The 21,360-nt window shown below is 71.1% G+C and carries 26 protein-coding genes; 9 read left to right on the top strand and 17 right to left on the bottom strand.

The genetic code is table 11. The annotated features are described in order from the left end of the window. Positions 1-44: 44 nt before the first annotated feature. Together Q9R20_RS03430 and Q9R20_RS03425 are read left to right on the top strand one after the other, a co-directional pair. Positions 45-422 carry a hypothetical protein gene (locus Q9R20_RS03430; protein ID WP_311248017.1) on the top strand — a complete coding sequence of 126 codons (378 nt, stop codon included), beginning with the start codon at positions 45-47 and terminating at the stop codon, positions 420-422. Continuing rightward, a complete protein-coding gene (locus tag Q9R20_RS03425) occupies positions 419-700 on the top strand; it encodes a hypothetical protein (protein WP_311248016.1) in 282 nt (93 codons plus the stop codon). The genes Q9R20_RS03430 and Q9R20_RS03425 overlap by 4 nt, the downstream gene beginning before the upstream one ends. Before the next feature lie 133 nt (positions 701-833). Here Q9R20_RS03425 and Q9R20_RS03420 read toward each other — a convergent pair whose 3' ends face one another. Next, positions 834-1,055, bottom strand: coding sequence for a hypothetical protein (locus tag Q9R20_RS03420; protein WP_311248015.1), 222 nt, complete (start codon positions 1,053-1,055; stop codon positions 834-836). 137 nt (positions 1,056-1,192) lie between these two features. On the opposite strand from Q9R20_RS03420, the gene Q9R20_RS03415 reads away from it, so the two are divergent. Then, positions 1,193-1,519, top strand: coding sequence for a hypothetical protein (locus Q9R20_RS03415; protein WP_311248014.1), 327 nt, complete (start codon positions 1,193-1,195; stop codon positions 1,517-1,519). Between the two features lie 2 nt (positions 1,520-1,521). Here Q9R20_RS03415 and Q9R20_RS03410 read toward each other — a convergent pair whose 3' ends face one another. From Q9R20_RS03410 to Q9R20_RS03400, 3 genes are read right to left on the bottom strand one after another with little or no spacing between them, the layout of a single operon-like run. After that, a complete protein-coding gene (locus tag Q9R20_RS03410) occupies positions 1,522-2,460 on the bottom strand; it encodes an aldo/keto reductase (RefSeq protein ID WP_311248013.1) in 939 nt (312 codons plus the stop codon). Positions 2,461-2,497: 37 nt separating this feature from the next. Beyond that, entirely contained in the window at positions 2,498-3,034 is a 537-nt protein-coding gene (locus tag Q9R20_RS03405; RefSeq protein ID WP_311248012.1) for a hypothetical protein, read from the bottom strand. Next, entirely contained in the window at positions 3,031-3,873 is an 843-nt protein-coding gene (locus tag Q9R20_RS03400) for a hypothetical protein (RefSeq protein ID WP_311248011.1), read from the bottom strand. Before Q9R20_RS03400 ends, Q9R20_RS03405 begins: the two co-directional genes overlap by 4 nt. A gap of 304 nt (positions 3,874-4,177) precedes the next feature. On the opposite strand from Q9R20_RS03400, the gene Q9R20_RS03395 reads away from it, so the two are divergent. Further along, positions 4,178-4,906: a DUF998 domain-containing protein gene (locus Q9R20_RS03395; protein WP_311248010.1), complete on the top strand. Its 729-nt coding sequence runs from the start codon at positions 4,178-4,180 to the stop codon at positions 4,904-4,906. Positions 4,907-5,086: 180 nt separating this feature from the next. Here Q9R20_RS03395 and Q9R20_RS03390 read toward each other — a convergent pair whose 3' ends face one another. Beyond that, entirely contained in the window at positions 5,087-7,414 is a 2,328-nt protein-coding gene (locus Q9R20_RS03390) for a helix-turn-helix domain-containing protein (RefSeq protein ID WP_311248009.1), read from the bottom strand. A 477-nt stretch (positions 7,415-7,891) separates the two neighbouring features. On the opposite strand from Q9R20_RS03390, the gene Q9R20_RS03385 reads away from it, so the two are divergent. Both Q9R20_RS03385 and Q9R20_RS03380 read left to right on the top strand, forming a co-directional pair. After that, on the top strand, positions 7,892-8,167 hold the full coding sequence (locus Q9R20_RS03385) for a helix-turn-helix transcriptional regulator (protein ID WP_311248008.1): 276 nt from the start codon (positions 7,892-7,894) through the stop codon (positions 8,165-8,167). A gap of 94 nt (positions 8,168-8,261) precedes the next feature. Next, the gene (locus tag Q9R20_RS03380; RefSeq protein ID WP_311248007.1) at positions 8,262-8,675 is read left to right on the top strand and encodes a hypothetical protein; all 414 of its coding nucleotides are present in this window, start codon (positions 8,262-8,264) and stop codon (positions 8,673-8,675) included. Here Q9R20_RS03380 and Q9R20_RS03375 read toward each other — a convergent pair. The 6 genes from Q9R20_RS03375 to Q9R20_RS03350 form a co-directional block, all read right to left on the bottom strand. Next, a complete protein-coding gene (locus Q9R20_RS03375) occupies positions 8,662-9,147 on the bottom strand; it encodes a VanZ family protein (RefSeq protein WP_311248006.1) in 486 nt (161 codons plus the stop codon). The genes Q9R20_RS03380 and Q9R20_RS03375 overlap by 14 nt on opposite strands. Beyond that, a complete protein-coding gene (locus tag Q9R20_RS03370) occupies positions 9,144-11,147 on the bottom strand; it encodes an AarF/UbiB family protein (protein WP_311248005.1) in 2,004 nt (667 codons plus the stop codon). The genes Q9R20_RS03375 and Q9R20_RS03370 overlap by 4 nt, the downstream gene beginning before the upstream one ends. Positions 11,148-11,173: 26 nt before the next feature. Continuing rightward, positions 11,174-11,347, bottom strand: a complete 174-nt coding sequence (locus tag Q9R20_RS03365) for a hypothetical protein (protein WP_311248004.1) — start codon at positions 11,345-11,347, stop codon at positions 11,174-11,176. A gap of 104 nt (positions 11,348-11,451) precedes the next feature. After that, positions 11,452-11,676: a hypothetical protein gene (locus tag Q9R20_RS03360; RefSeq protein ID WP_311248003.1), complete on the bottom strand. Its 225-nt coding sequence runs from the start codon at positions 11,674-11,676 to the stop codon at positions 11,452-11,454. Positions 11,677-11,832: 156 nt separating this feature from the next. Beyond that, entirely contained in the window at positions 11,833-13,158 is a 1,326-nt protein-coding gene (locus tag Q9R20_RS03355; RefSeq protein WP_311248002.1) for a UDP-glucose/GDP-mannose dehydrogenase family protein, read from the bottom strand. A gap of 76 nt (positions 13,159-13,234) precedes the next feature. Next, complete coding sequence (locus Q9R20_RS03350) at positions 13,235-14,806, bottom strand: sugar transferase (protein WP_396653653.1); 1,572 nt, start codon at positions 14,804-14,806, stop codon at positions 13,235-13,237. Between the two features lie 269 nt (positions 14,807-15,075). Here Q9R20_RS03350 and Q9R20_RS03345 point away from each other — a divergent pair, with 269 nt between their 5' ends. After that, on the top strand, positions 15,076-16,185 hold the full coding sequence (locus tag Q9R20_RS03345) for a PIG-L family deacetylase (RefSeq protein ID WP_311248001.1): 1,110 nt from the start codon (positions 15,076-15,078) through the stop codon (positions 16,183-16,185). 11 nt (positions 16,186-16,196) lie between these two features. Here the strand turns inward: Q9R20_RS03345 and Q9R20_RS03340 are convergent, their stop codons facing one another. The 3 genes from Q9R20_RS03340 to Q9R20_RS03330 form a co-directional block, all read right to left on the bottom strand. Then, entirely contained in the window at positions 16,197-16,415 is a 219-nt protein-coding gene (locus tag Q9R20_RS03340; protein WP_311248000.1) for a three-helix bundle dimerization domain-containing protein, read from the bottom strand. A 9-nt stretch (positions 16,416-16,424) separates the two neighbouring features. Then, positions 16,425-16,949, bottom strand: a complete 525-nt coding sequence (locus Q9R20_RS03335; protein ID WP_311247999.1) for a YbhB/YbcL family Raf kinase inhibitor-like protein — start codon at positions 16,947-16,949, stop codon at positions 16,425-16,427. Positions 16,950-17,019: 70 nt separating this feature from the next. Next, a complete protein-coding gene (locus Q9R20_RS03330; RefSeq protein ID WP_311247998.1) occupies positions 17,020-17,301 on the bottom strand; it encodes a hypothetical protein in 282 nt (93 codons plus the stop codon). A 220-nt stretch (positions 17,302-17,521) separates the two neighbouring features. On the opposite strand from Q9R20_RS03330, the gene Q9R20_RS03325 reads away from it, so the two are divergent. Further along, complete coding sequence (locus Q9R20_RS03325; RefSeq protein WP_311247997.1) at positions 17,522-18,580, top strand: PIG-L family deacetylase; 1,059 nt, start codon at positions 17,522-17,524, stop codon at positions 18,578-18,580. A 115-nt stretch (positions 18,581-18,695) separates the two neighbouring features. On the opposite strand, the gene Q9R20_RS03320 is transcribed toward Q9R20_RS03325, so the two are convergent. Both Q9R20_RS03320 and Q9R20_RS03315 read right to left on the bottom strand, forming a co-directional pair. After that, a complete protein-coding gene (locus tag Q9R20_RS03320) occupies positions 18,696-19,115 on the bottom strand; it encodes an organic hydroperoxide resistance protein (RefSeq protein WP_311247996.1) in 420 nt (139 codons plus the stop codon). Positions 19,116-19,162: 47 nt separating this feature from the next. Next, on the bottom strand, positions 19,163-19,666 hold the full coding sequence (locus Q9R20_RS03315) for a MarR family winged helix-turn-helix transcriptional regulator (protein ID WP_311247995.1): 504 nt from the start codon (positions 19,664-19,666) through the stop codon (positions 19,163-19,165). A gap of 121 nt (positions 19,667-19,787) precedes the next feature. On the opposite strand from Q9R20_RS03315, the gene Q9R20_RS03310 reads away from it, so the two are divergent. Next, positions 19,788-19,925: a hypothetical protein gene (locus Q9R20_RS03310; protein ID WP_311247994.1), complete on the top strand. Its 138-nt coding sequence runs from the start codon at positions 19,788-19,790 to the stop codon at positions 19,923-19,925. Between the two features lie 69 nt (positions 19,926-19,994). Here Q9R20_RS03310 and Q9R20_RS03305 read toward each other — a convergent pair whose 3' ends face one another. After that, on the bottom strand, positions 19,995-21,284 hold the full coding sequence (locus tag Q9R20_RS03305; RefSeq protein ID WP_311247993.1) for a hemolysin family protein: 1,290 nt from the start codon (positions 21,282-21,284) through the stop codon (positions 19,995-19,997). Between the last annotated feature and the right edge of the window lie 76 nt (positions 21,285-21,360).

Genomic DNA, 21,360 nt, shown 5'->3' with positions numbered 1-21,360 from the left:
CCTAGTAAGTTAGAAAACAAGCAACGAGCAGAGAGGGACACATCATGGCGAAGCTCTTCTACGGCACCACGCCCGAGCCCATCACGATCGACGACCGCATGCTGGCGCACGTGAAGGTCGTCGTGGCGACCAAGCTCCGTCGCGGCGAAAGCTTCACCCTCTCCTGGGTGCACGGACCCGACGAGCCCGTCGGGCGCTCCACCATCTGGCTTCAGCCCTCGATCCCACTGCGCTTCGTCTTCGACTCCGAGCAGCCCGAGGCTCTCGATCAGAACCTGCTCAAGCGCCTCGCGAACGACGCGAACTCCTCGCGCGGATTGAGCCTCGACGTTCCGGTCGACGAGCCGGTCGCACCCCGGGCTCCCGCCCGAGCCGCTGCGCCGGCCGCGAAGGCCGGTCGCCCCCTCGTCCGCGCCGCGTGACCACCGCGCGGGCCGGACGATCACCGCTCGTCCCCGACATCGTCTGGTCCCGGATCGACGACGACCTCATCGTCGCCACGCGCGCCGGTGCCTTCGCCGGGTACATCGACCGGCGATCCGCCGCGACGTACGTCCTCTTCGACGACCACGCCCGGCAAGTCGGTGTCTTCGACGATCAGGGCGATGCCCGTCGGGCACTCGGCACCCCGAACCTGCGCCCAGGGCGCACCGGACTGAGCGCGTGGATCGCGTGGGCGCGCACTTCGCTTCTTCGTTGAACCGTCCTACAGGAAGACAGACATGGACACCGTCGCATCGTGGGACGTTCCCACCGAGCCGATCTCGATCATCCCCGCCGAGGCTCTGCCCGTTCTCGCCTCTCGCTGAGGCTCCCCGGCGTCAGGGCCCGGGTCACCGCCCGCCGTCGCCGGTCTCGTCGTGATCGCCGGGCGGGGTGCCCTCACTCCGGGTACGCACGACGGCGATGCCGAACAGCACCGCCCCCACGGCCGCGAACGCGAGTTTGGGTGCGATGGGGGAGTCGGCCGGGAGGACGAGGGTCGGGGCCGCGCACGTGAGAGCCGCGACCGCGCTCACGATCGCGCCGTAGGGACGCCTCGTCTCTCGTCTCATGCCGATTCTCCTGCCGCGATCGTTCCAGCCTAGCGACGGTGCAAGCGTCGGCCATATCGCGTCGAGCGCCGGCCGTCTACCGTCGGGCGATCGCCTCCCTGCGTGGTTACCGTGGCCGGACCGACGAAGGGATGCCCGTGCGCACCAGAACTTCTCTGCCGGTCGTGACCGCGCTGACTCTCGCGATCGTTTCCGGCGCGGCACCGGCGTCCGCGACCGCGGCCCCCGAGCTGTCCGCGAGCCCGGCCACGCTGTCCATCGGCCACACCACCACTCTCGCCGCTGACGACGCCGCCGCAGCCTCGACGCCGACGGACGAGGCCACACCGGAAGTGGAGCCCGACCCCGAGGCCGAGGCCGGGCGCTTCGCGTTCGTGCTGATCCCCCTCATCGCCGCCGCGATCGTGGTCGTCGGCGGGATCTTCGTCATCACCCGCGGTCGTCGCCGGCCCCGCGGAGACTGAGGTCAGGGCACGAGGTAGCCGGCCGCGCGCACCAGTGCGTACCACTCCGAACGGGTGAGGCGCAGGTCGGACCCCGCGGCCGCCTCGGTCACCCGCGACGGCGTCGTCGTACCGAGCACCACCTGCATGTCGGCCGGATGCCGCGTGATCCAGGCGACGGCGACCGCCAGCGGCGTCACGGCGTAGGACTCGGCGAGCTCGCGCAGCAGCTCGTTGAGCTCGGGGTAGTCGGGGTGGTCGATGAAGACGCCGCCGTCGCCGCGCGTTCCCTGAAGCGGCGACCAGGCCTGGAGGGTGATGCCCTCGATGCGGCAGTACTCCACGAGGCCGCCGCCGTCACGCACCACCGATTGCGCGGCCGACTCCATGTTGGCGGCCACGCCCTGCATGGCCAGCGGGGCGTGCGCGATCGACAGCTGCACCTGATTCGCGACGATGGGCTGACGCACGCGGGTGCGCAGCAGATCGATCTGCCGTGGCGTGTGATTGGACACCCCGAACGCGCGCACTTTGCCACTGCTCTCGAGATGATCGAACGCCCGGGCGACCTCGTCGGGCTCGACGAGGGCATCGGGGCGGTGCAGCAGCAGGACGTCGACATAGTCGGTCCGCAGGGCCCGCAGCGATGCCTCGACCGATGACACCAGGTGATCGAACGAGAAGTCGAAGAAGGGGCCTTCGCGGACGATGCCCGCCTTCGTCTGCAGGCGGATCTCGGAGCGCTCGGAGGGGGAGAGCCGCAGGGCCTGCGCGAAACGCTCTTCCGCGGAGTGCAGGGAACGTGCGTAGATGTCGGCGTGATCGAAGAAATCGATGCCGGCCCCGCGTGCGGCCTCGTAGAGGTCGCGCACCTCCGCGTCGCTCTTACCATCGATGCGCATCATTCCGGCGATGACATTGGGGACGGACAAGCCAGTGGAACCGAGGGGGACGCTTCTCATCCGTCCACGGTAGCCGCCGGCTCGGGCAGGGGGCCGCTCATTCGCGTTCGTCGACGCCCGAGTGCTCCTCGAAGGCGGCTTCGTCTGCGTCGACCTCGGCGTTGGGAGCGTCCTCGGCGTCGTCTCCGTCCGCGACGTGCTCCGTCCGGGCTCCGCGGGGTGCGGCGCGCAGCAGTTCGTTCATCTCGGACATGAAGCTGCCGAGCTGCTGCTGCTGCCAGCGCAGATCGCGGGTGCGGTCCTCGGCGTCGCGCAGCACGCCCGAGGCGTGCGAGGTGATGGTGTCGGCGATCCGCTGCGCCTTGTCGCGCGAATCGTCGAGGATCTCGCGGGCGCGCACCTGCGCGTCGGCTTCGACCTGCTGAGCCTGCGCCCGCGCGAGGCGTTCGTAGTCGTCGGCGCGGGCGCTGATGCGGCGCGCGTGCGCGAGGGCGGCCTCCACCTGCTCGCTCGCGTCGGAGGTGATGCGCTCGGCGTGAGCGACGGCCTGGTTGTGCAGCACGAGGAACTCCTGCTGCGCTTCGTCCTGGCGTCGGGTGAGCGACTCCTCGAACTCCAGAACGCGCGCGGTCATCTCGCGTACGTCGCGCTCCGCCTTCGCCCGCAGCTCGCCGGTCTCGCGCGACACCATCGAGCGCAGCGCCGCTGCGCCCTTCTCGGCCTCCGTGCGGATCGCGTCGGCTTCGCGTGACGCCTGCGCGACCCGTTCGGCCGCGTGGGCGGCCTCGCGCTCGAGGCGGCGGCGTGCGCCGTGGACTCGGTCTCGATGCGCAGTCGCACCTGATCGGCGTCGTGCTGCGCCTCGGACCGCAGCCGCGCCTGCTCCGCGACGGCTTCTTCGCGCACCGCTGCCGCCTCGTCCTGCGCCGCGGCCAGGAGCCGATCGGCCTGCGCCACGGCGTTCTGCACGAGCACCGAGGCCTGCTCCTCGGCGACGCGGAGGATGGCATCGAACTGCTGGCGATCCTGCTGCGGATCGGCGTCGTCACCGCGACGGGCGGCGAAATCGTTCGACAACGCCGACACCTGGGTCTCCGCCTCGGCGGCGCGTGCGGACGCCTCCCGCAGCTGCTCCTGCAGGGAGCCGTTCTCCTCGGCGTGCCGGCGTGCGGCCTCTTCGAGTTCTTCGTCGTGCTCCGCGCGCTGCTGGGCGAACATCGCCTCGGCGCGGCGCTTCGCCTCTTCGACGTCGGCCGTGGCGCGGCGCACGCGCTCACCGAGTTCTCGGACGGCGGCGTCGACCGCATCGCGGTCGTAACCGCGGAAGCCGATGGGGAAGACAGCGTGGAGATCGTCCCCGGCCTCCGCCGAACGCAGCAGATCGTCGAGCGGCGAGTCGGAACCGGAGCGGGACGCTCCGGGATCGAGGGAGTCGTCGCGGGTGACGTCGTCGTCGTCGTGGGGCTCGGTCACGATGGTCCTCCTCGGGTGGGCGCCTCTCGATTCAACCTCACGCCACATCCCGGGACCGCGGGTTCGCGGGAGGTTCACAACCGGCCGCCTCGAGAGACACGGGTGGAGCCGGGCGTCGATCGGTACGGCCCCCCGGCTCGCAGGCGACGCCGGCTCCACCCGCGGACCCAGCATCGGGGCACACCGGTGACGGAGAGGCCAGAACCCGGGAGAATTCACCCACGTCACGTGAGTGCATCACCCGCGGGTGAAGCCCGCGGGGGTCGAGGCGGTAGGGTGGCCGAGCCCGATCCAGGAGACCGCGATGACAGACGACGACGAGGTGCGCGCCCTCCCGCGCGCGACGCCCGCGGCATCCCGGGCATCGCGGTGGGCTGTCGTCGGCGGGCTCGCGGCGCTCACCAGCGCCGGCCTCATCTGGATCTGCCGCTTGTGGGATCCGAGCGTCCACTACGTCAGTCAGCTGGGATCGACCGGCGCACCGACGGCCCCGGTCTTCAACCTCGCCCTGTTCCTGCTCGCCTTCGCGGCCGTCGTCGTGGACCGCGCGATGGTCGCGGGACGCTCCCGCTACGTCGTCGGCTGGCCGGTGGCCACGACGCTGCTGCTGTGCGGGCTCTGCTTCGGCGTGGCGTCGGCTGTCACCTGCTCGCCCGGCTGCCCCGTCCCCTTCACACCCGGGGCGCTCCCCCAGGACCTCGTCCACATCTGCTTCGCCGTCCTGGGCTTCGTGCTCGCCCTCGTCGCGATGGGGCAGGTCGCCGCCATCCGTGCGCGTCCCTGGATGCGCGCGACCAGCGCGGCGACGCTGATCGCCGTCGCGGTGACGTCGTTCACCGGCGCGATGATCGCGCTGGGGCGCGCGGACACGGTGCTCGGCGGCAACCTCGAGTTCACCGCGGCCACTCTTGCAATCGTGTGGTTCGGCGTCCTGGGGTTCCAGGTCGCCATCGACGAACGCGTCATCCGGTCCGAGCAGCTCGACACCGCCCCGGGGGCACCCGTGCACGCGTCCTCCGCTCGGACGACATGACGCGTGCGCGCAGGATCATCAGCGGACTCCTGCCCGTGGTCGCCGTGGCGGTGATCCTCGCGGTGCTGCGTGGAGCGGGAGTCCCGCTCACAGTTCCGGGCGTCATCACGATCGTCGTGGTGATCGCGATCGCGCGCGTGGCCGGGTCGGTGTTCGCCCGGCGACGGCGTGCCCGCGTCCTCACATCTCCGCGTCCTCCTCGACGAGTCCCCACGCGTGCGCCGCACGGATCGCGCTCACGCGATCGGTGACCCGCAATTTGCGATAGAGGCTGCGCAGCTGCGTTTTGACGGTGTTGGGCGAGACCACCAGCGCCGTGGCGATTTCGGAGACGGTGGAGCTCGGTGTCAGCCGGGCGAGCACGATCTGCTCCCGCCGGGTGAGCTGGGGAACGCTCACGGACGTGTCGAAGAGGGACGGCCGTGCCGCGATGAGCTCCCGCGATCGCGGGGAGAGGGCCTCGAAGACGAGCGGCCGGTCCTCGGGGGAGACCATGCCCCAGGGTGTCCACAGGTCGTGCCGCTGACTCATCGCCTCGGCCCTCTGAGCGGTGGTGATCTGCGTGACGTACCCGTGCAGACGGGCATCGGCGACGAGGCTCACGACGAGGTTGTCGAGGGCGGTGCGGGGCGACGGCTCGTTGTGCAGGCCCCACTTCATGCTCACGACGAAGGCCTCATGGGGGTGGCCGGCGTACAGCTGCGACAACGCGATGGCGGGCGCCGTGGCGGGAGCGAGCGCGAAGGCCCCCTCGAACAGAGCGGCCGCCTTGCGGGCCTGGCGGAGCGCGATGAGGACCTTGGCGCGCGCGAACAGCAGCTGGGTCGACAGGAAATGCGGCGCGGGGGTGCTGCGTCCGCGGGTGCTCCAGCAGCGGAGCAGACCCGCGGCGTCGGGCGCGTCGCCGCAGAGCAGGGCTGAGAGGGCGTGCGCGGCGGCCGCGAGAGGCCAGAGCTCGCGGGCGCCCTCCGTGGCGGTGAGGTCGTCGAGGAGCGCACGTGCGGCCCTCGCGTCGCCGGTTTCGAGGAGCAGCCAGGCATCGGCCAGGCGCATCGGCTCTCCCCAGGGGGAGCGGAACCATTCGTCGGCGCGACCCGCTTGTACAGCGACGCGCGCGGCGGCGACGTCGCCCTCGATGAGATCCAGGAGCGCGAGGACGCCGTGGGCGCGTAGACGCCGTGCGGGCGGGGCGGTCTGCGCCGAGTGCTCCAGCTCCGATCGCGCGTCGCGCAGGGCGCCCATCGCCAGGGACGTCATCCCGGCCTGGTACCACCCCTCGCCCGCGCTCTCCGGGGAGGGGGAGCGGGAGTGGCGGAGGGCTTCCACCAGGTGGCCCGAGGTCTCCGAAGCCAGGGCGAACCGGCCCGCCGCCCTCTGCAGGCTCGCGCGGAGAGCGAGGGCATCGACTCCGCCGCGGGACCCCGACATCTTCTCCAGCAGAGTCGCGGCCAGGGTGGGAGTGTCGGACGAGGTCGCCGCGCTCGGATCGAGGGCGAGGAGCACCTCGAGCATCGGAGGTGACGGCGGCAGCGCCCGCAGGACCTGCACGAAGCGTCGGAAGGCGTTCGCATCCCGTGCCCAGATCTCCGGACTCGCGGATCGCAGGATCCGGGTGAGCGCCGTGTGCTGTCGTAGATCGGCAGCGAGGCGCGCGGCGAGGAGCGGGTCGTGTCCCGCGGCCAGGTGATCCAGCAGGTGATGACGCGCCCGCAGCACGCGGCGGGGGTCACCCTGTTCGATCGCGCGCAACCAGCGTTCGCGGATCGGTTCCGCCAGCGTCGACCGGGTGGAGTTCGGCCACACGAGCCCCGCCTCCTGCAGCAGCAGCAGGAGGTCTTCCGTGTTCGTCGGTGCGGGGACCCCGAGCGCGTCGATGATCCCCGGGTTCAGGTGCGGCGCGACGGCGAGGATCCGCAGCGTGTCGGTCACCTCGATCGGCAACCGGCTCTCCATCGTGGCGGTCAGGGCCGTGATCGCGTCGTCTGCCACCGTCTCCGCCTCCTCCCGGGTGCGCAGCGGCATCTGCTCGAGGCGCAATCGAACGCTCGCGAGGTGGATCAGGGCCGGCCACCCGTAGGTGCGCTGGGCCAGGGACTCGATCCCGACGCCCGTGGCATCCACGCCGTTGAGGGCCAGCACGCGGGCGACATCGTCGCGCGTCATCAGCAGGTGCGAGGGTGGGACGACGTGCACGTCGAAGTCGAGTGCGGCTCGCGGGCTCTCCAGCGTCGTCGCGCACCGGGTGGCGACCACGAGACGCAGCGCCGCGTCCTCGTGCAGCAGGGCGAGGAGATCGTCGCCGGTCAACCCCGGACGCTCGACGAAGTCGTCGACGAGCAGGACGTGCGAGCTCGGCCCGTCCGAGAACTCGGCGCGGACGCGCTCCAGCTCGTCGGCGTCGACCCGCCCGCCGTCGACGAGACGGACGCCGTGGCCGGGGTCGAGGTCGAGCTCGGACGCCCACTGACGAAGCAGTGCCGTCTTGCCGACGCCGGAAGGTCCTCGCACGAGGACCACGTCACTCGTCAGCGACTCGTCCAGCGCGGTGAGGGAACCGGTGCGAGGGGCCCAGTAGCGACTGGATCGGCGCTGGGGACGGGGGCCGCGTCGAGGGGGATCCGCGTCGATGAGCATGGTGCCTCCGGAGGGGAAGGGTGGTCTCGTCACTCGTCTGTCGTCGCGAGGTCGGACACGGCCCGGCGCAAGACCGGTCGCCTATCCACGATCCTGACCGGTATCGCGGAGCGACCCCCGGCCGGCGGCAATCTTTCATCCCCTTCTTCACCGACATCTCACCCGTTCTGTCACCCGTCGCACGCATCCTCGCGCGCGAGGAGCCGGCATCCGCTGCGTGGGAGTCCCGGTCCCGAAGCGTCGCGCCCACGACGATCGGGTGGCAGAATTCACCCTCGATGAGGTGACGGTCACCAAGTACGGAATGTTTACATGTTCATGTGAGATTGACCCGCCGACCAAGCTGGACGGATGAGCGATGCTCCCGATCCCTGGACCGAATTCGCCCGAGAGCTCGGTGTGCGGATGCTGCGCGCCCGCGCGGAGAAGAAGATGTCCCAGGAGCAGGTCGCTCATGCGGCCGGCCTCGCCACCTTCACCTACCGGAAGCTGGAGAAGGGCGAGTCGAACCCCGGCACGGCGGCCAATCCGCGCCTGCGCACCCTCGTCGCGCTCTCGGAGGTGCTCGACGTCCCCCTCGACCGTCTCATCCCCACGCCGCCGAAAGGGCTGCCACCCAGTCGCTGACAGTGATGTCGGAGGTTGGTGATCAACTGATCGTGTGCCCACCGTTTTACGAGTCGTCGGCGATGCCCGCGACTCCGCGAGGAAGGTGTCTGGCATGAAATCGGCGAACTCCCCCGACGAGCGCGAGCGGGTGCGGTGCGCGTACGCGTGGTGCGTCACGGACCACGGCCGAACGGTCCACCCCGACGACGAGGACCACCGCAGTGCGGGCTCGGGCTTCGCCGCGCGCGTGCGAGACGGCGCCTCTCGCGGCGGCGGCGAGATCACCGACCTCGAGATTGGTGTGCTGCGCCGCCGAGGCGACACCGAGACGTGGATCTCGATCGAGTCGGGCGCGGGGGTGTCGCTCGCACTCCCCCTCGTCGATGCGCGCGCGCTCGCATGCCGCCTCGGTCGAGAACTCGCCGACGCCGGTGCCCCGCTCGAGCCCGGGTTCACGGGCGCGTCCACTGCCGCGGCACGCGCCAGCGCGCACCGGGGTGGGGCGGGCGAGCTCAGCCCCCGCTGACCCTCTGACGCGCGCTCGAGCGGCGGCGCCAGAGCGCGACCGCCACGGCTCCGGCGATCGCGCCCGTGCCGTTGGCGATCACATCGAGCACGCTGGCGGTGCGACCGGGGAGGAAGACCGCCTGGGTCAGTTCGACCAGCGTGGGCACGCCCATCGCGACGGCGAGGGCCGCCCATGGTCGGCGCGTCGACAGCGGGGCGAGGAGGGCTCCGAAGGGGAGGAACAGCAGCACATTGATCACGACGTCGGCGGAGTCGGCGCCAGCCCCGGGGAAAAGGCGGAAGAAGAAGCGGTACACGGCGCCCGCGTGCCGGTCGAGGTGCTCGGGCCAGAGCAGGATCACCGCGAGGGCGAGCAGGTACACCGCCGCGACGACGGCGCCGACCGACGGTCGGCGTCGGGAGGAGCGCCCGGGGGCGGAGCGGCCGGGGCGACCCGGAACGGCGGCGGTGGGACGGCGTCGGCCCTTCATCTACGGCGGCCGAAGGTCTTGCGGATGATGCGCAGCAGTCCGAGGAATCCGAAGAGGCCGATCACCGCCCCCAGCACGCCGAACAGCGTGATCGAGCCGCCGAGCACCGGCCCACCACCGGCGATCACCAGCACGACCGCGAGGACGACGGCGGCGATGGCGACGAGGGTCGAGGCGACGTCGTTGGTGGTCCGACCGAGGAGCTCGCCGAGGTCGTCACCGTTCGCGCCGCGCAGCGTGATGCCGATCGAACCCTTCTCCGCCCCCGTCAGCAGGGCGTCGATCCGGCGCGGGATCTGTTCCAGGCGCGCGAGGTTGATCACCGACTGCGCCTGGAGGTCGGTGGCCACGCGTTTCATCGAGACGGTCCGACGCAGGAGGGTCGGCATGAGAGGGAGGGCCCGACCGACCATGTCGAAGTCGTCGACGAGGACGCGCAGACACCCTTCGAGCGTCGCGAAACTGCGGAAGGCGGAGGCCAGTTCGCCGGGCAGGGCGATGCGGTGCTGCCGGATGACGTCGAGCATCCGCGTGAAGATCGAGCCCTGGCCGCCCGTGCGCAGGTGCTCGGTGGTGAGGACCACCCCGACGTCGTGTCGGAACGCGTCGACGTCGAGGTCGGCAGGGGCGTCGACGATGAGCAGCAGCGCGTCGGCGGCGGCGACGTCGTTCTCGCTGAGCGCCGCGAGCAGGAGCGCCGTCATGTGCTGGCGGCGACTGCGCTCGATGATCCCGACCGCACCGAAGTCGATCATGCCGAGCGTGCCGTCGTCGGTGAGCAGGACATTGCCGGGGTGCAGGTCGGCGTGGAATACACCATAGACGAGGATCTGCTCGATCACCGTCGACATCAGCACCTGGGCGAGGCGGTCGCGCTGCTCGGCATCCATCGCCGCGAGGCGCTCGGCCGAGTCGCCGAGGGCGTCGCCGTCGACGAGGCCCATCGTCAGCACACGCTGGTGGGAGGCCGCGTCGACGATCGCGGGCACCGCGATCATCCCGCGCCGATCGGGCTCGGCGCGGTCGATGAGCTCGAGCGTGGCACCGATCATCCGGGTGTTGCGCGCCTCGATGCGGTAGTCGAGCTCCTCCAGGAGGGTGGCCGTGAAGCCGCGGGCCACCGACTCGATGCGGAGGTCGCGACCGACGCGGGTGTGCGTCTCGGCGCGGTGCGCCAAGCGGCCGATGATGTCGGCATCCGCCTCGACCTGCGCGCGGGCGGCCGGACGCTGCACCTTGACCACGACGGTCGTGCCGTCGAGCAGGCGCGCTCGGTGCACCTGCGCGACCGAGGCGGCGGCGAGGGGCACGGGATCGACCTCTGCGAACACCTCCGAGAGGGTGATGCCGAGGTCGGCTTCGATGACCGCGCGCACGGTCTCCCAGGGCAGGGTGGCGGCGCTGGTCTGCAGGGAGGCCAGGGCGCTGAGGTACGGCTCGGGGACGAGATCCCGTCGGCTGGACAGCACCTGCCCCAGCTTGACGAAGCTGACGCCGGCATCGTTGATGGTCGCCACGATCGCGCGCGCCCGTTCCTCCGACGTGCTCAGCTCGGCCTCGACGCGAGCCCGTCCGCCGTGGAACAGCCAGCCCACGCCGTGCCGCGACGCGATCGTCAGGATCTCGAGATAGCGGCGCGTGCGCTTGCGTTGACGCAGGGCAGCGCGGACGACGTCGATCGGGTTCGGCAGGGGGCGGGTGGGAAAGACGGCCTCGCTGGCGACGAGGGCTGCCACCCCGAGGGCGAAGACCCATGCCAACGACAGCACGATCAAGCCCAGCCAGAGCCAGACGTCCTCGGCCGGCACGTCGCGGGAGCCGTCGAAACCCGTCTGCCGGAGCGTCCACGCGACCGACGGCACGCCGAGGAAGAACACGAGGAGGCCGACGGCGATGCTGCGGGGCCAGCCTACGGGGGTGCCGAGAACGCGCCGCGCGACGAACCCCACCAGCACCGCCGAGACGACGGCGGCGATCGAGATGAGGATGGTGGCGACCACGGGGTCAGCGTAGCCGTCGGGGGCTCTCAGAGAAGAGCCAGGGCGCACCCCGGGCACTGCCAGAACGCCACGCGCGCGGACCCGGCCGGCTCGGCGGTGAGCAAGCAGGCGTCACAGCGCGGCGCGAATCCGCTCAGGGTGTCGTCTTGGTCGGATCCGTCGGTGTCGGCCGGTTCGATCACGCGCGTCGTCCGCTGCATCGGTCCTCCTCTGGTGACATGTGCATTCTGACATGCGCACGTCATGGGAGGGACGTTGTCCACAGCCGATCGGACGGAGCGCGCGGCGGCCCGCCGCACACGGCTCACCCGCGGAGGTCGCGGAACGTCTTCTTGGCGCGCTTCTCGGCGGCGGCTGCGGCCTTCTTGGCGGTCTTGCGGCGGCGCTTGCGGGCGCCGGGGTTGTTCCACAGGCGGACGATCTGGTGGCCGACCGACTCCCGGTTCTTCACCTGCACGCGGGGCGTGCGGGTGCCGACGACGTAGGCGAGCAGCGCGACGGCGCCGAGCAGGACGAGCTTGGTGCGCATGGCATCCTCCAGTCCGACGAGCGTCCGGTCGGTGCGCGCCCCGGTGGGCGACAACGGCTCGTCACTGGTCAGACGTGTTCCGCGCGCGATTCGTCACGTCTCATCGCGAAACACGCGGACGCCCCGACCCTGCGGCCGGGGCGTCCGCGGGGACGATCAGGGGCGACCCATGCCGTGGTAGGTCCAGCCGGCGGCGCGCCAGGAGGCGGCGTCGAGGCAGTTGCGGCCGTCGATCACGGTGCGGCCGCGAGCGAGGGTCGCGGCGTGCTCGGGGGAGAGCTCGCGGCGATACTCGTCCCACTCCGTGACGACGATCACCGCGTCCGCTTCGCGCAGGGCCTCGTCGCGGTCCTCGACGTAGTTCAGCTGGGGGTGGACACGGCGGGCGTTCTCGATCGCGGCGGGATCGGTGATCGTGACCCAGGCGCCGAGGCCGTGCAGGCGGACGGCGACGTCGAGGGCGGGGGAGTCGCGGATGTCGTCGCTCTGGGGCTTGAACGCGGCCCCCAGGACGGTGATGTTCTTCTTGAACACCGTTCCGCCGAGCGCGTCGACGGCAAGGTCGACGGCGCGGTCGCGCCGGCGGAGGTTGATCGCGTCGATCTCGCGCAGGAAGGCGACGGACTCACCGCGGCCGAGCTCTTCGGCACGGGCGGAGAACGCGCGGATGTCCTTGGGCAGGCAGCCGCCGCCGAAGCCGATGCCGGCGCCGAGGAAACGGCGGCCGATGCGGGCGTCGTGTCCGATCGCGTCGGCGAGGGTCGTGACGTCGGCCCCGGTGACCTCGGCGATCTCGGCCATGGCGTTGATGAAGGAGATCTTGGTCGCCAGGAAGGCGTTGGCTGAGACCTTGACCAGCTCGGCGGTGGCGTAGTCGGTGACGATGAAGGGCGTGCCCTTCTCGACCGAGGGGTGGTAGACCTCGCGCAGGATGTCGGCGGCCCGCTCGCCCTCGGCGGTGGGATACCCGTCGTCGCTGGGGACGCCGGCGACGAGGCGGTCGGGGTCCACGGTGTCCTGCACGGCCCAGCCCTCGCGGAGGAACTCGGGGTTCCACACCAGCGTCGCCCCGGTCGCGCTGACGCGCGGAGCCAGTCGGACGGCGGTGCCGACGGGGACCGTGGACTTGCCCGCGACGATGTCGCCTTCGGTCAGGAACGGCAGGAGGCCGTCGATGGCGGCGTCGACGTAGGTGAGGTCGGCGGCGTACCCCCCGGCCTGCTGCGGCGTGCCGACGCCGACGAAGTGCACCTTCGCGCCCTGGGCGGCCGACATGTCGGTGGTGAACGACAGGCGCCCCGACGCGATGCCCTCGGTGAGGATCTCCTGCAGGCCGGGTTCGAAGAAGGGGGCCTCGCCCTTCGACAGAGCGGCGACCTTGCGCTCGTCGATGTCGATGCCGACGACGTCGTGACCGATGGATGCCATGGCGGCGGCGTGCACGGCACCCAGGTAGCCGCACCCCACTACAGATAGACGCACGGGAAGAGCCTTTCAGGTCGGTCGCGCCGCGCACCGGAGGTACACGAGCGCGACGGCGAGTCGAGAGCGAGTGATGTCACGCAGCGGTCTCGCCCGGCGCCAGGGCGGCGCGGGCTGTCCTTCCGAGGATGACGAAGTCTCCCAGCAAGGTCCAATTCTCCACGTAGGACAGGTCGAGCCGCACCGACTCCTCCCACGACAGGGAGGAGCGCCCGCTCACCTGCCAGAGGCCGGTGATCCCGGGTTTGGCGAGGAAGCGCCGATGCACGTGGTCGGCGTAGACGGCCACCTCGGAGGGGAGCGGCGGCCGCGGACCCACCAGCGACATCGATCCGCCGAGGACGTTGAACAACTGCGGCAGCTCGTCGAGGCTGTACTTGCGCATGATGCGCCCGATGGGCGTCACGCGCGGGTCGTTCTTCATCTTGAACAGCACTTCGTTGCCCGCGTCGCGCCGCTGGGCGGCCAGCTGGGCGAGCAGGTCCTCGGCGTTGACGACCATCGACCGGAACTTGATCATGGTGAACTCGCGTCCGCGGAAGCCGACGCGCGTCTGGCGGAAGAACACCGGCCCCTCGCTCGAGAGACGCACGGCGATCATCAGGAACACCAGTAGCGGGCTGAGTAGCAGGACGCCGACGGAGGCGGCGAGGAGGTCGACGCTGCGCTTGAGGAAGCTTTGACCGCGCGAGAACTTGGGCGTCTCGACGTGGATGAGGGGCAGCCCCGCGACGGGGCGGGTATGCAGGCGGGGGCCGGCGATGTCGACGATGCTGGGCGCGAGCACGAGGTGCTGCCTGCCCGCCTCGAGGCTCCAGGAGATCTGCTTGACCTTGTCGGCGGGCAGCTCGTCGGCGCTGGTGACGGCGACGGTGTCGGCGCCCGTGGCCTGTAGGGCGCGGGTGACGTCGCCCACGTGCCCCATGATCGGGATGGCGGTCCCGGGGATGGTGTCGGCGATCCGCCCGTTGGGCACGCAGGCGCCCACGACGCGGTACCCGGCACTCGGGGTGCGCGCGAACTCGCGGGCGAGCTGTGTGACGGAGTGCAGGGACCCCACCAGGAGCACGTTCGCCGAGTAGCGGCCCCGCGAGCGCTGCACGACGAGCCACTGGCGCCACATCCAGCGCGTGAAGAAGAGCACGATGATGCCGAGCGGCAGACTGACGAGCAGGTACCCGCGGGCGACGTCGATCTGCGTCAGGAACGCGATGATCGCCACGGCGCCGAACAGGCGGAAGCTCGCGTCGGCGATGCGCACGTACTCGGCGGAGCCGGTGCCGATCACGCGGTCGCTGCGCGACTCGACGAAAGCCAGCGCCCACATCCACGTCACGATGAGGATGGCCGAGAACGCCCAGTACGACAGATCGCTGATCCGGCTGTCGCGGCCGGCCGCGAGCTGCGCGTTGCCGAGTCCGAACCACAACAATTGCGTCCCGTACACCACCCAGATCAGGGAGGCGAGGTCGGTCAGGACGAGATTGCGCCGGTATCTGCGGCGCCAGGGGTCGCGGGGCGGTGCCGCGGGAAGCGGCTCGTCGTCGGCTGCGGAGGGGGCCCCGGCTGTCGCAGAAGCGTCGTCGGCGTGTGGGGTGGGCGCGTCCGGGTCTCCCGCCGATGCGTCCGCGCGGAGCTCGAACGTCACGATCGTCTGCCTTCCCCGATCGACGAACGCCGATCCCACTCGGCGAACGATAACAGGCGAATGTCACCCGCTATGTCACCCATTTGGAAATGTCACTTACCCGAAACGTCGGAAGGGAAGGGGGTTGATTTGCCGGACCGGGTGCCGTAGTGGACTGTGCCCACCACCGTCGCCTACACTCGGGCGCGGATCAGCCGTTCCCGGTTATCGCGAGATCGTCCCGCCCGCGGGAGTGGATGCCATCGACCGACGCCGTGGGGGAGAGCCGGATGTCACGCGAGACGACGCCGTCCCGGCCGCCACGGAGACGGCGCGGATCCGCCGGACTCATCGCCGCGATCGCGGTCGCCGCGATCGTCGTGGCCGCCGTGGCCGGCGTCTTCGCGTTCGCGCTGCTGCGGCCCGAGCCGACGCCGGTCGCCGCATCGCCCACCGCCACGGTCTCTGCGCCCACGCCGACGCCGGCGCCGACCGCCTCTCCTACGCCGACAGCCATTCCGGAGGCCCCCGCGACGCCCGCGCCGACCGTCCCGGCCCCACCCGTGTCGCCGGCGACCCAGATCTGCGAGGGGGCGCCCACGACCCTGAGCATCTGGGCGCACCCCGACGACGACATCATCTTCGCCAACCCGACGATCTCCAGTGCCATCGCCGCGGGCGAGTGCGTGCGCACGGTCTTCGTGACGGCGGGAGACGCCGGCAAGGGCGGGCGCTACGTGAGCGGGCGCGAGCTCGGCATCCTGCGCGCCTACAACGCGATGCGCGGGGCCGACGGCCTGTGGGACGCCACCGACCTGACGTTGGACTCGGGCCTGCACGTCCGGCGGCTGACGCCCCAGGGTGACCCTCGGGTCTCGGTGCTGTTCCTCCGCCTTCCCGACGGCAACATCACCGGTGCCGGGTTCGACGCCACCGGCCATGCGACCCTCTCGAAGCTCTACGACGGAGTCATCCCGGCGATCTCGCCCTTCGACGGAGGTGCGGGCGTCTCCCGCGATCAGCTGGTCGCATCCCTCCGCGAGCTCGCGGGGGCCTTCGCGCCGACCCACCTGCTGACCCACATCCCCCGGGGCAGCGCCTTCGCCCCGGGCGACCACCCCGACCACTCCCTGGTCGGCACGCTCGTGCGCGACACGTTGAGCTCCGACCCGGCGGTGGGCCCCGGCATCCGGTACTTCGTCGGCTATCCTTCCGCCGATCTCCCGCGCAACGTCGACGGCGCGACGCTCGACACCAAGGTCGACACGTACCGCATCTACACGCAGCAGGACGAGGTCATCCGCTGCGCCGACCGCAACGCCTGCCTCGGCACGCGCAAGTTCGGCGAGTGGCTGCGGCGCTCGTACCCGAAGGCCGAGGCCGAACTGCAGATGGGCTGAGCCCTCGGCGCTCAGTCGGCCTGAAGCGTCTCCTGGACCGCGGCGCGCGCCTCGCGCTCGGCGATGATGTCGACGAAGTCCTTCACGGGCGCGTCGGCGTACTTCTCGACGGCCACGACCGCCTCCTCATGGACGATCTCGGCGGGCGCCTCGGGAAGGCGCGACGAGATGCGATCCTCGACATCGGCGATGGTCTCGTCCTTGTCGAAGGCGTCGTTACGGTGCGTCATCGCTCGTCCTCAGTGCGCGTAAGTGCCGTGCAGGATGGCCCGGCCGAGGGTCTTGAAGGCCAGGTTGAACGACACGACGGCGGGGGTGGCATCCGGATCGACTCCGAGGGTCTCCTCGCCGACGGCATGCACGACGAAGAAGTAGCGGTGGGGCTGGTCGCCCTGCGGCGGCGCGGCCCCCATGAAGCCGGGCTCTCCGCCGTCGTTGCGCACGTGGAAGGCGCTTCCGGGCAGCTCGCCGGCGGAGGCGCCGGTCGCGAGCTCGTGGACGTCGGCGGGAACGTCGACCAGCACCCAGTGCCAGAACCCGCTCGGGGTGGGGGCGTCGGGGTCGAAGCACGTCACGACGAACGACTTCGTGCCCTCGGGCGCACCTGTCCACCGCAGGTGCGGAGAGGTGTTGCCCTTGTCGGCGACCTGGTCGTCCTTCAGCGGGGCCCCGTCGACGACGTCGTCGCTGGCCACGTCGAAGGACGCGGCGGCGGGGAGGAGCGGGTAGGGATCGGGAGTCTGCGCGCGGGAGAGATCGACCATGACGAGCACGATAGGGGCCGCGTCCGAGGGGCTCGGAGGGCTTGCACCCGAGCCTGCGGCTCGGTAGAGCTCAGCGCGCGAGCGCCAGGAGCGAGCGCGCCGCCTCGTGGCATCCATCCGGCGCCGGCAGACCGTAGTCGACCTCGACGACCGAGCGGAGCTCGCCGGCCAGTTCGTCCACGGTGGGTTCGACGTCGAGCGCCTCGAGGATCGGCACGATCAGATCGTCGTACTCGTCATCGGGCCACCCGTGCCCGATGTGGTGCACGCCGATGGGGTCCCATTCGTTCAGGACCGCTCGGACGCGGAGGGCTACGGGCGACAGTGACCGCGGCGGTGAGGACGTCTGCATGAGGCGAGTGTCGCGACCCAGGTTAGGTGCGCGCTGAGGATCGTCGATGTGTTCCGTGCGGGAGAGACCGGCCTCCCGCGTCGTGACGCGGTCTTCGTCCCGCGGCCCGGGGTTTCGCGTCGGGGATGACGCCCGCGTCGCGGTAGCGTCGAGGGGCGTCCTCGGGCGCGAGCAGTGTGATCCGTCGCCGGGGGGCGAGCAACACAGGACGGAGTCGAGTGTGAGCGACATCGACGAGCCTTCGGGCGGCGAGGACGCGCGTTCGCCGCGGCGCCCGGCGATCAGCCGCCGCGCACTCGTCTTCGGGGGACTCGCCGTGGGGGGCCTCGCCGCTCTCGGCGGAGGCGCTCTGATCTACCGGGACCTCCGGCGCTCCGCCGGTCCCGAGGGAACGTGGGTCGAGCTCAGCCCCATCGTCCCCGTCCCCGAGGAGTCGCCTCGGGGGGATTCGCCGGCGTTCGAGGAGCCGGGCGAAGACACGACCGTCGCGGTCTGGGCGCACGCCGACGACGACATCATCTTCGCCAACCCCCACCTGGCGGGCGTGATCGCCTCGGGGGCGACCCTGCGCACCGTCTTCGTCACGGCGGGCGATGCGGGACGCGGCCTCGCCTACGCGCAACAGCGGGAGGCCGGCATCCGGGCCGCATACGACGAGATGCGGGGCAGTGACCGGCCGTGGGAGAGCCGCGAGATCACCTTGCTCAGCGGAGCGCGAGTGACCCGCTTCGTCCCGACCGACGATCCGCGGCTGTCGATCTCGGTGCTGCGCCTGCCGGACGGCAACCTCAGCGCGAAGGGCTTCCCCACCACCGGGGACGCCGGCCTCACCCAGCTCATCAACGGGCTCGTCCCGGTTCTCGAACCGATCGACGGGGGGCCGACCCTGGATGCCACCCGCCTGGCCGACACGATCGCCGAGCTCATCTACGCGGGACGGCCCGACCACGTCACCACGAACATCCCGCACGAGAGCGCGTTCGCCCGCGGGGATCACCCCGACCACTCCTGCGTCGGATCCCTCGTGCGCGCCGTCGCCCCGGCGGCCGGGGTCTCCTCGGCCGCCGTGACCTATTACATCGGCTATCCGTCGCAGCATGAGCCGCCCAACGTCTCGGGTGACGAGCTCGCCGCCAAGGTCGACGTGTACCGCTCGTACTCCGCCGAGGACCCGGTGGTGACGTGCGGGAGCGCGGCGGCCTGCTTGGCGCAGCCCGGCTTCGGGCAGTGGCTCCGCCGGTCGTACGGCAAGAGCGAGGACCAGCTGCGCCTGGCGTGATGCGGCCTCGACAGCACGACGCCGCCCGCGGAGGCGGACGGCGTCGTGCGGGGTAGAGCCCGCGACGGGGCGCGATACGTGGGGCTCAGCGCCCCGCCACGGGGGTCGGGAGAGGTCAGTCCTCGGAGACGGTGACGGTGACCTCGATGTTGCCGCGCGTGGCGTTGGAGTAGGGGCACACCTGGTGCGCCTCGTCGGCGAGCTGCTGCGCGAGCTCGCCCTCGACACCGGGCAGGACGACCTTGAGGAGCACGGCGAGCTGGTAGCCGCCCTGGCCGTTCGGGCCGATCTGCACGCGGCCGCCGACCGAGGAGTCCTCGAGCTTGACCTTGTGGCCGCGCGCCACCGCGTGCAGGGCGCTGTGGAAGCAGGCGGCGTATCCGGCGGCGAAGAGCTGCTCGGGGTTCGTGCCGTTGCCCGAGCCGCCCATCTCCTTCGGCACGGCGACGTCGAGGTCGATACGGTCGCCGGCGACGACGTGGCCGTTGCGACCTTCGCCGGTGGAGAGGGCTTCAGCGGTGTAGAGGACGTCCATGGGGTGTTCCTTTCTGAGGACGGTTCGTGGATGCCGGGTCTCCGGCGTCACGCGGAGCGACGACGCGAGGCCGCCTTGGCGCGGCGGGGGGCGCCCAGCGCCGCGAGGACGGTGTCGGGCTGGTCGCGCAGGCCCTTCATCGCCTCGGTGAGCTGGTGGAGGGCGTCGATGAGCTCGCGGGCGCTGTCGGCATCGGTGAGGCCGGCGCCGTAGGCGATGCACTGCGGCACGTGGGCGAGCTCTTCCCGCATCTCGACGCCGCGCGCGGTCAGCGAGACGATGACGACGCGCTCGTCGTCGTCGTCGCGACGGCGGACGACGTATCCGGAGGCCTCCATGCGCGCGAGCATGGGCGACAGGGTGCCGGAGTCGAGCTGCAGCGCCTCGCCGAGGCTGCCCACCGTCTGCTCGCCGTCGTTCCACAGCGTCACCAGTGCGATGTACTGCGGATACGTCAGGTTCCACGGTTCGAGCAGCACGCGATAGGCCTGGGTGGTCGTGCGGTTCGCGGCGTAGAGGGCGAAACAGACGAGGGCGTCGACGGCGGGCATACAAGAACTATTGCACACAACTGAATTGTGCACAACTGAATGATTCGCCTCGCCACCCGCGACCCCGACGGCGCCTGTCAACCCCTGCCGCGACGCTCCCCGTCGGGTGAGCATGGGTCGCATGATCAGCCGCAGCGACGCGAGCGCCACGGCGCCCTCGGGGTTCCTCCCCGACGGCGACCGTGACCTGCTCGCCATCAACGGGCATCACTTCGAGCTGGGCGACCCGGTCGCCGGGCTCGGAGGAGACCCCGCCTGAGTCTCCCGCTCGTGCCGTCCACGGGCGGCGCCGACCGCCCCCGCCACGATCGCGGCCGTACCGCCGGACTCAGTCCAGCGCTGCCGCCGTGTCGTCGACAGGATGCCGGGTGACCAGCAGCTCCGCGACCCGGCGCCGGTCCACGGCGCTCACCTGGAGGGTCGCGCCCTCGACCTCGACGGTGTCGCCCACGTGGGCCAGCCGTCCGAGCCGCTCGACGACGAAGCCGCCGACGGTGTCGGACGCGCCGCGGGGGAGTGGCACCCCGGTCGCCTCCTCGAAGTCCTGCAGGTTCAGGCGACCCTCGACGGTGCCGTGCTCTCCCTCCGAGAGCGGCTGCTCGGCATCGGTGTCGTACTCGTCGAAGATCTCACCGACCACCTCCTCGACGAGGTCCTCGAGCGTCACGATCCCATCGGTGCCGCCGTACTCGTCGACGACGACGGCGATGTGGCTGCCCTCGGCGCGCATCGCCGTCAGCGTCGGAAGCACCCGCGCGGTCGACGGGATGTAGCGGATCTCCCGCATGACGGCGGTGAGCGGGCGCTCGGGATCGTCGTTCAGGTCGCGCACGTGCACGAAGCCGATCACGTCGTCGATCGTCTGCTCGGCCACCGGGTAGCGGGAGAACGGCAGGTCACGCACGCGATCCATCGCTTCGGCGATGGTGCCGCCGGCATCCAGGGTCACCACCTCGGGGCGCGGGCGCATCACCTCGCTCACATGACGGTCGCGCAGCGACAGCACGTCGTCGAGGATGCGGCGCTCCTCGGCGGGGAGCCCCTCATGACTGGAGACGATGTCGCGCAGTTCCTCGTCGGTCAGCTCCTCGCCGGTCTTGTTCGGGTCCCCGCCGAGCAGGCGCACGAGCAGGTTCGTCGAGATCGACAGCAGCCAGATGACCGGCCGCATGAGCTTCGCGAAGCCGTTCAGCACCGGGGCGACGGAGTAGGCGAAGGCGGCGTTGCGCTGGATGGCGAGGCGCTTGGGGACGAGCTCGCCGAGCACGAGCGACAGGTAGGCGATCACGAGCGTGAGCGCGATGGTGGCGACGGTGGCCGCGACGCCCTGGTCGAGACCGAGCGAGACGAACAGCGGGGTGACCGACGGGGCGATCGAGGAGGCGCCGTAGGCGGCGGACGCGAAGCCCGCCACGGTCACGCCGATCTGCACCGCGGAGAGGAACGTGTTGGGATTACGGGCGAGGTCGGCGACCTTCTGACCGCGCTTGCCGCGAGCGGCGAGAGCGTTGACCTGGCTCTCGCGCAGGGTGACCAGGGCCATCTCGGTCGCGGCGAACACGCCGCCGATGAGCACGAACACCACCACGAGCACGATGTTGAGAGCGAGATCGTTCACCGTCGTCCTCCCGCTGTGCGCAACGAGACGCCCGGGGTCACCCGGGCGCTCGGACTATGACCGTCGGCGTCGAGAG

The sequence above is a fragment of the Microbacterium sp. PRF11 genome (assembly GCF_031844085.1).
Classification (GTDB): Bacteria; Actinomycetota; Actinomycetes; order Actinomycetales; family Microbacteriaceae; genus Microbacterium.
Note: the sequence above shows the minus strand (reverse complement) of the source record. Positions and strands in the feature narration are given on the sequence as shown.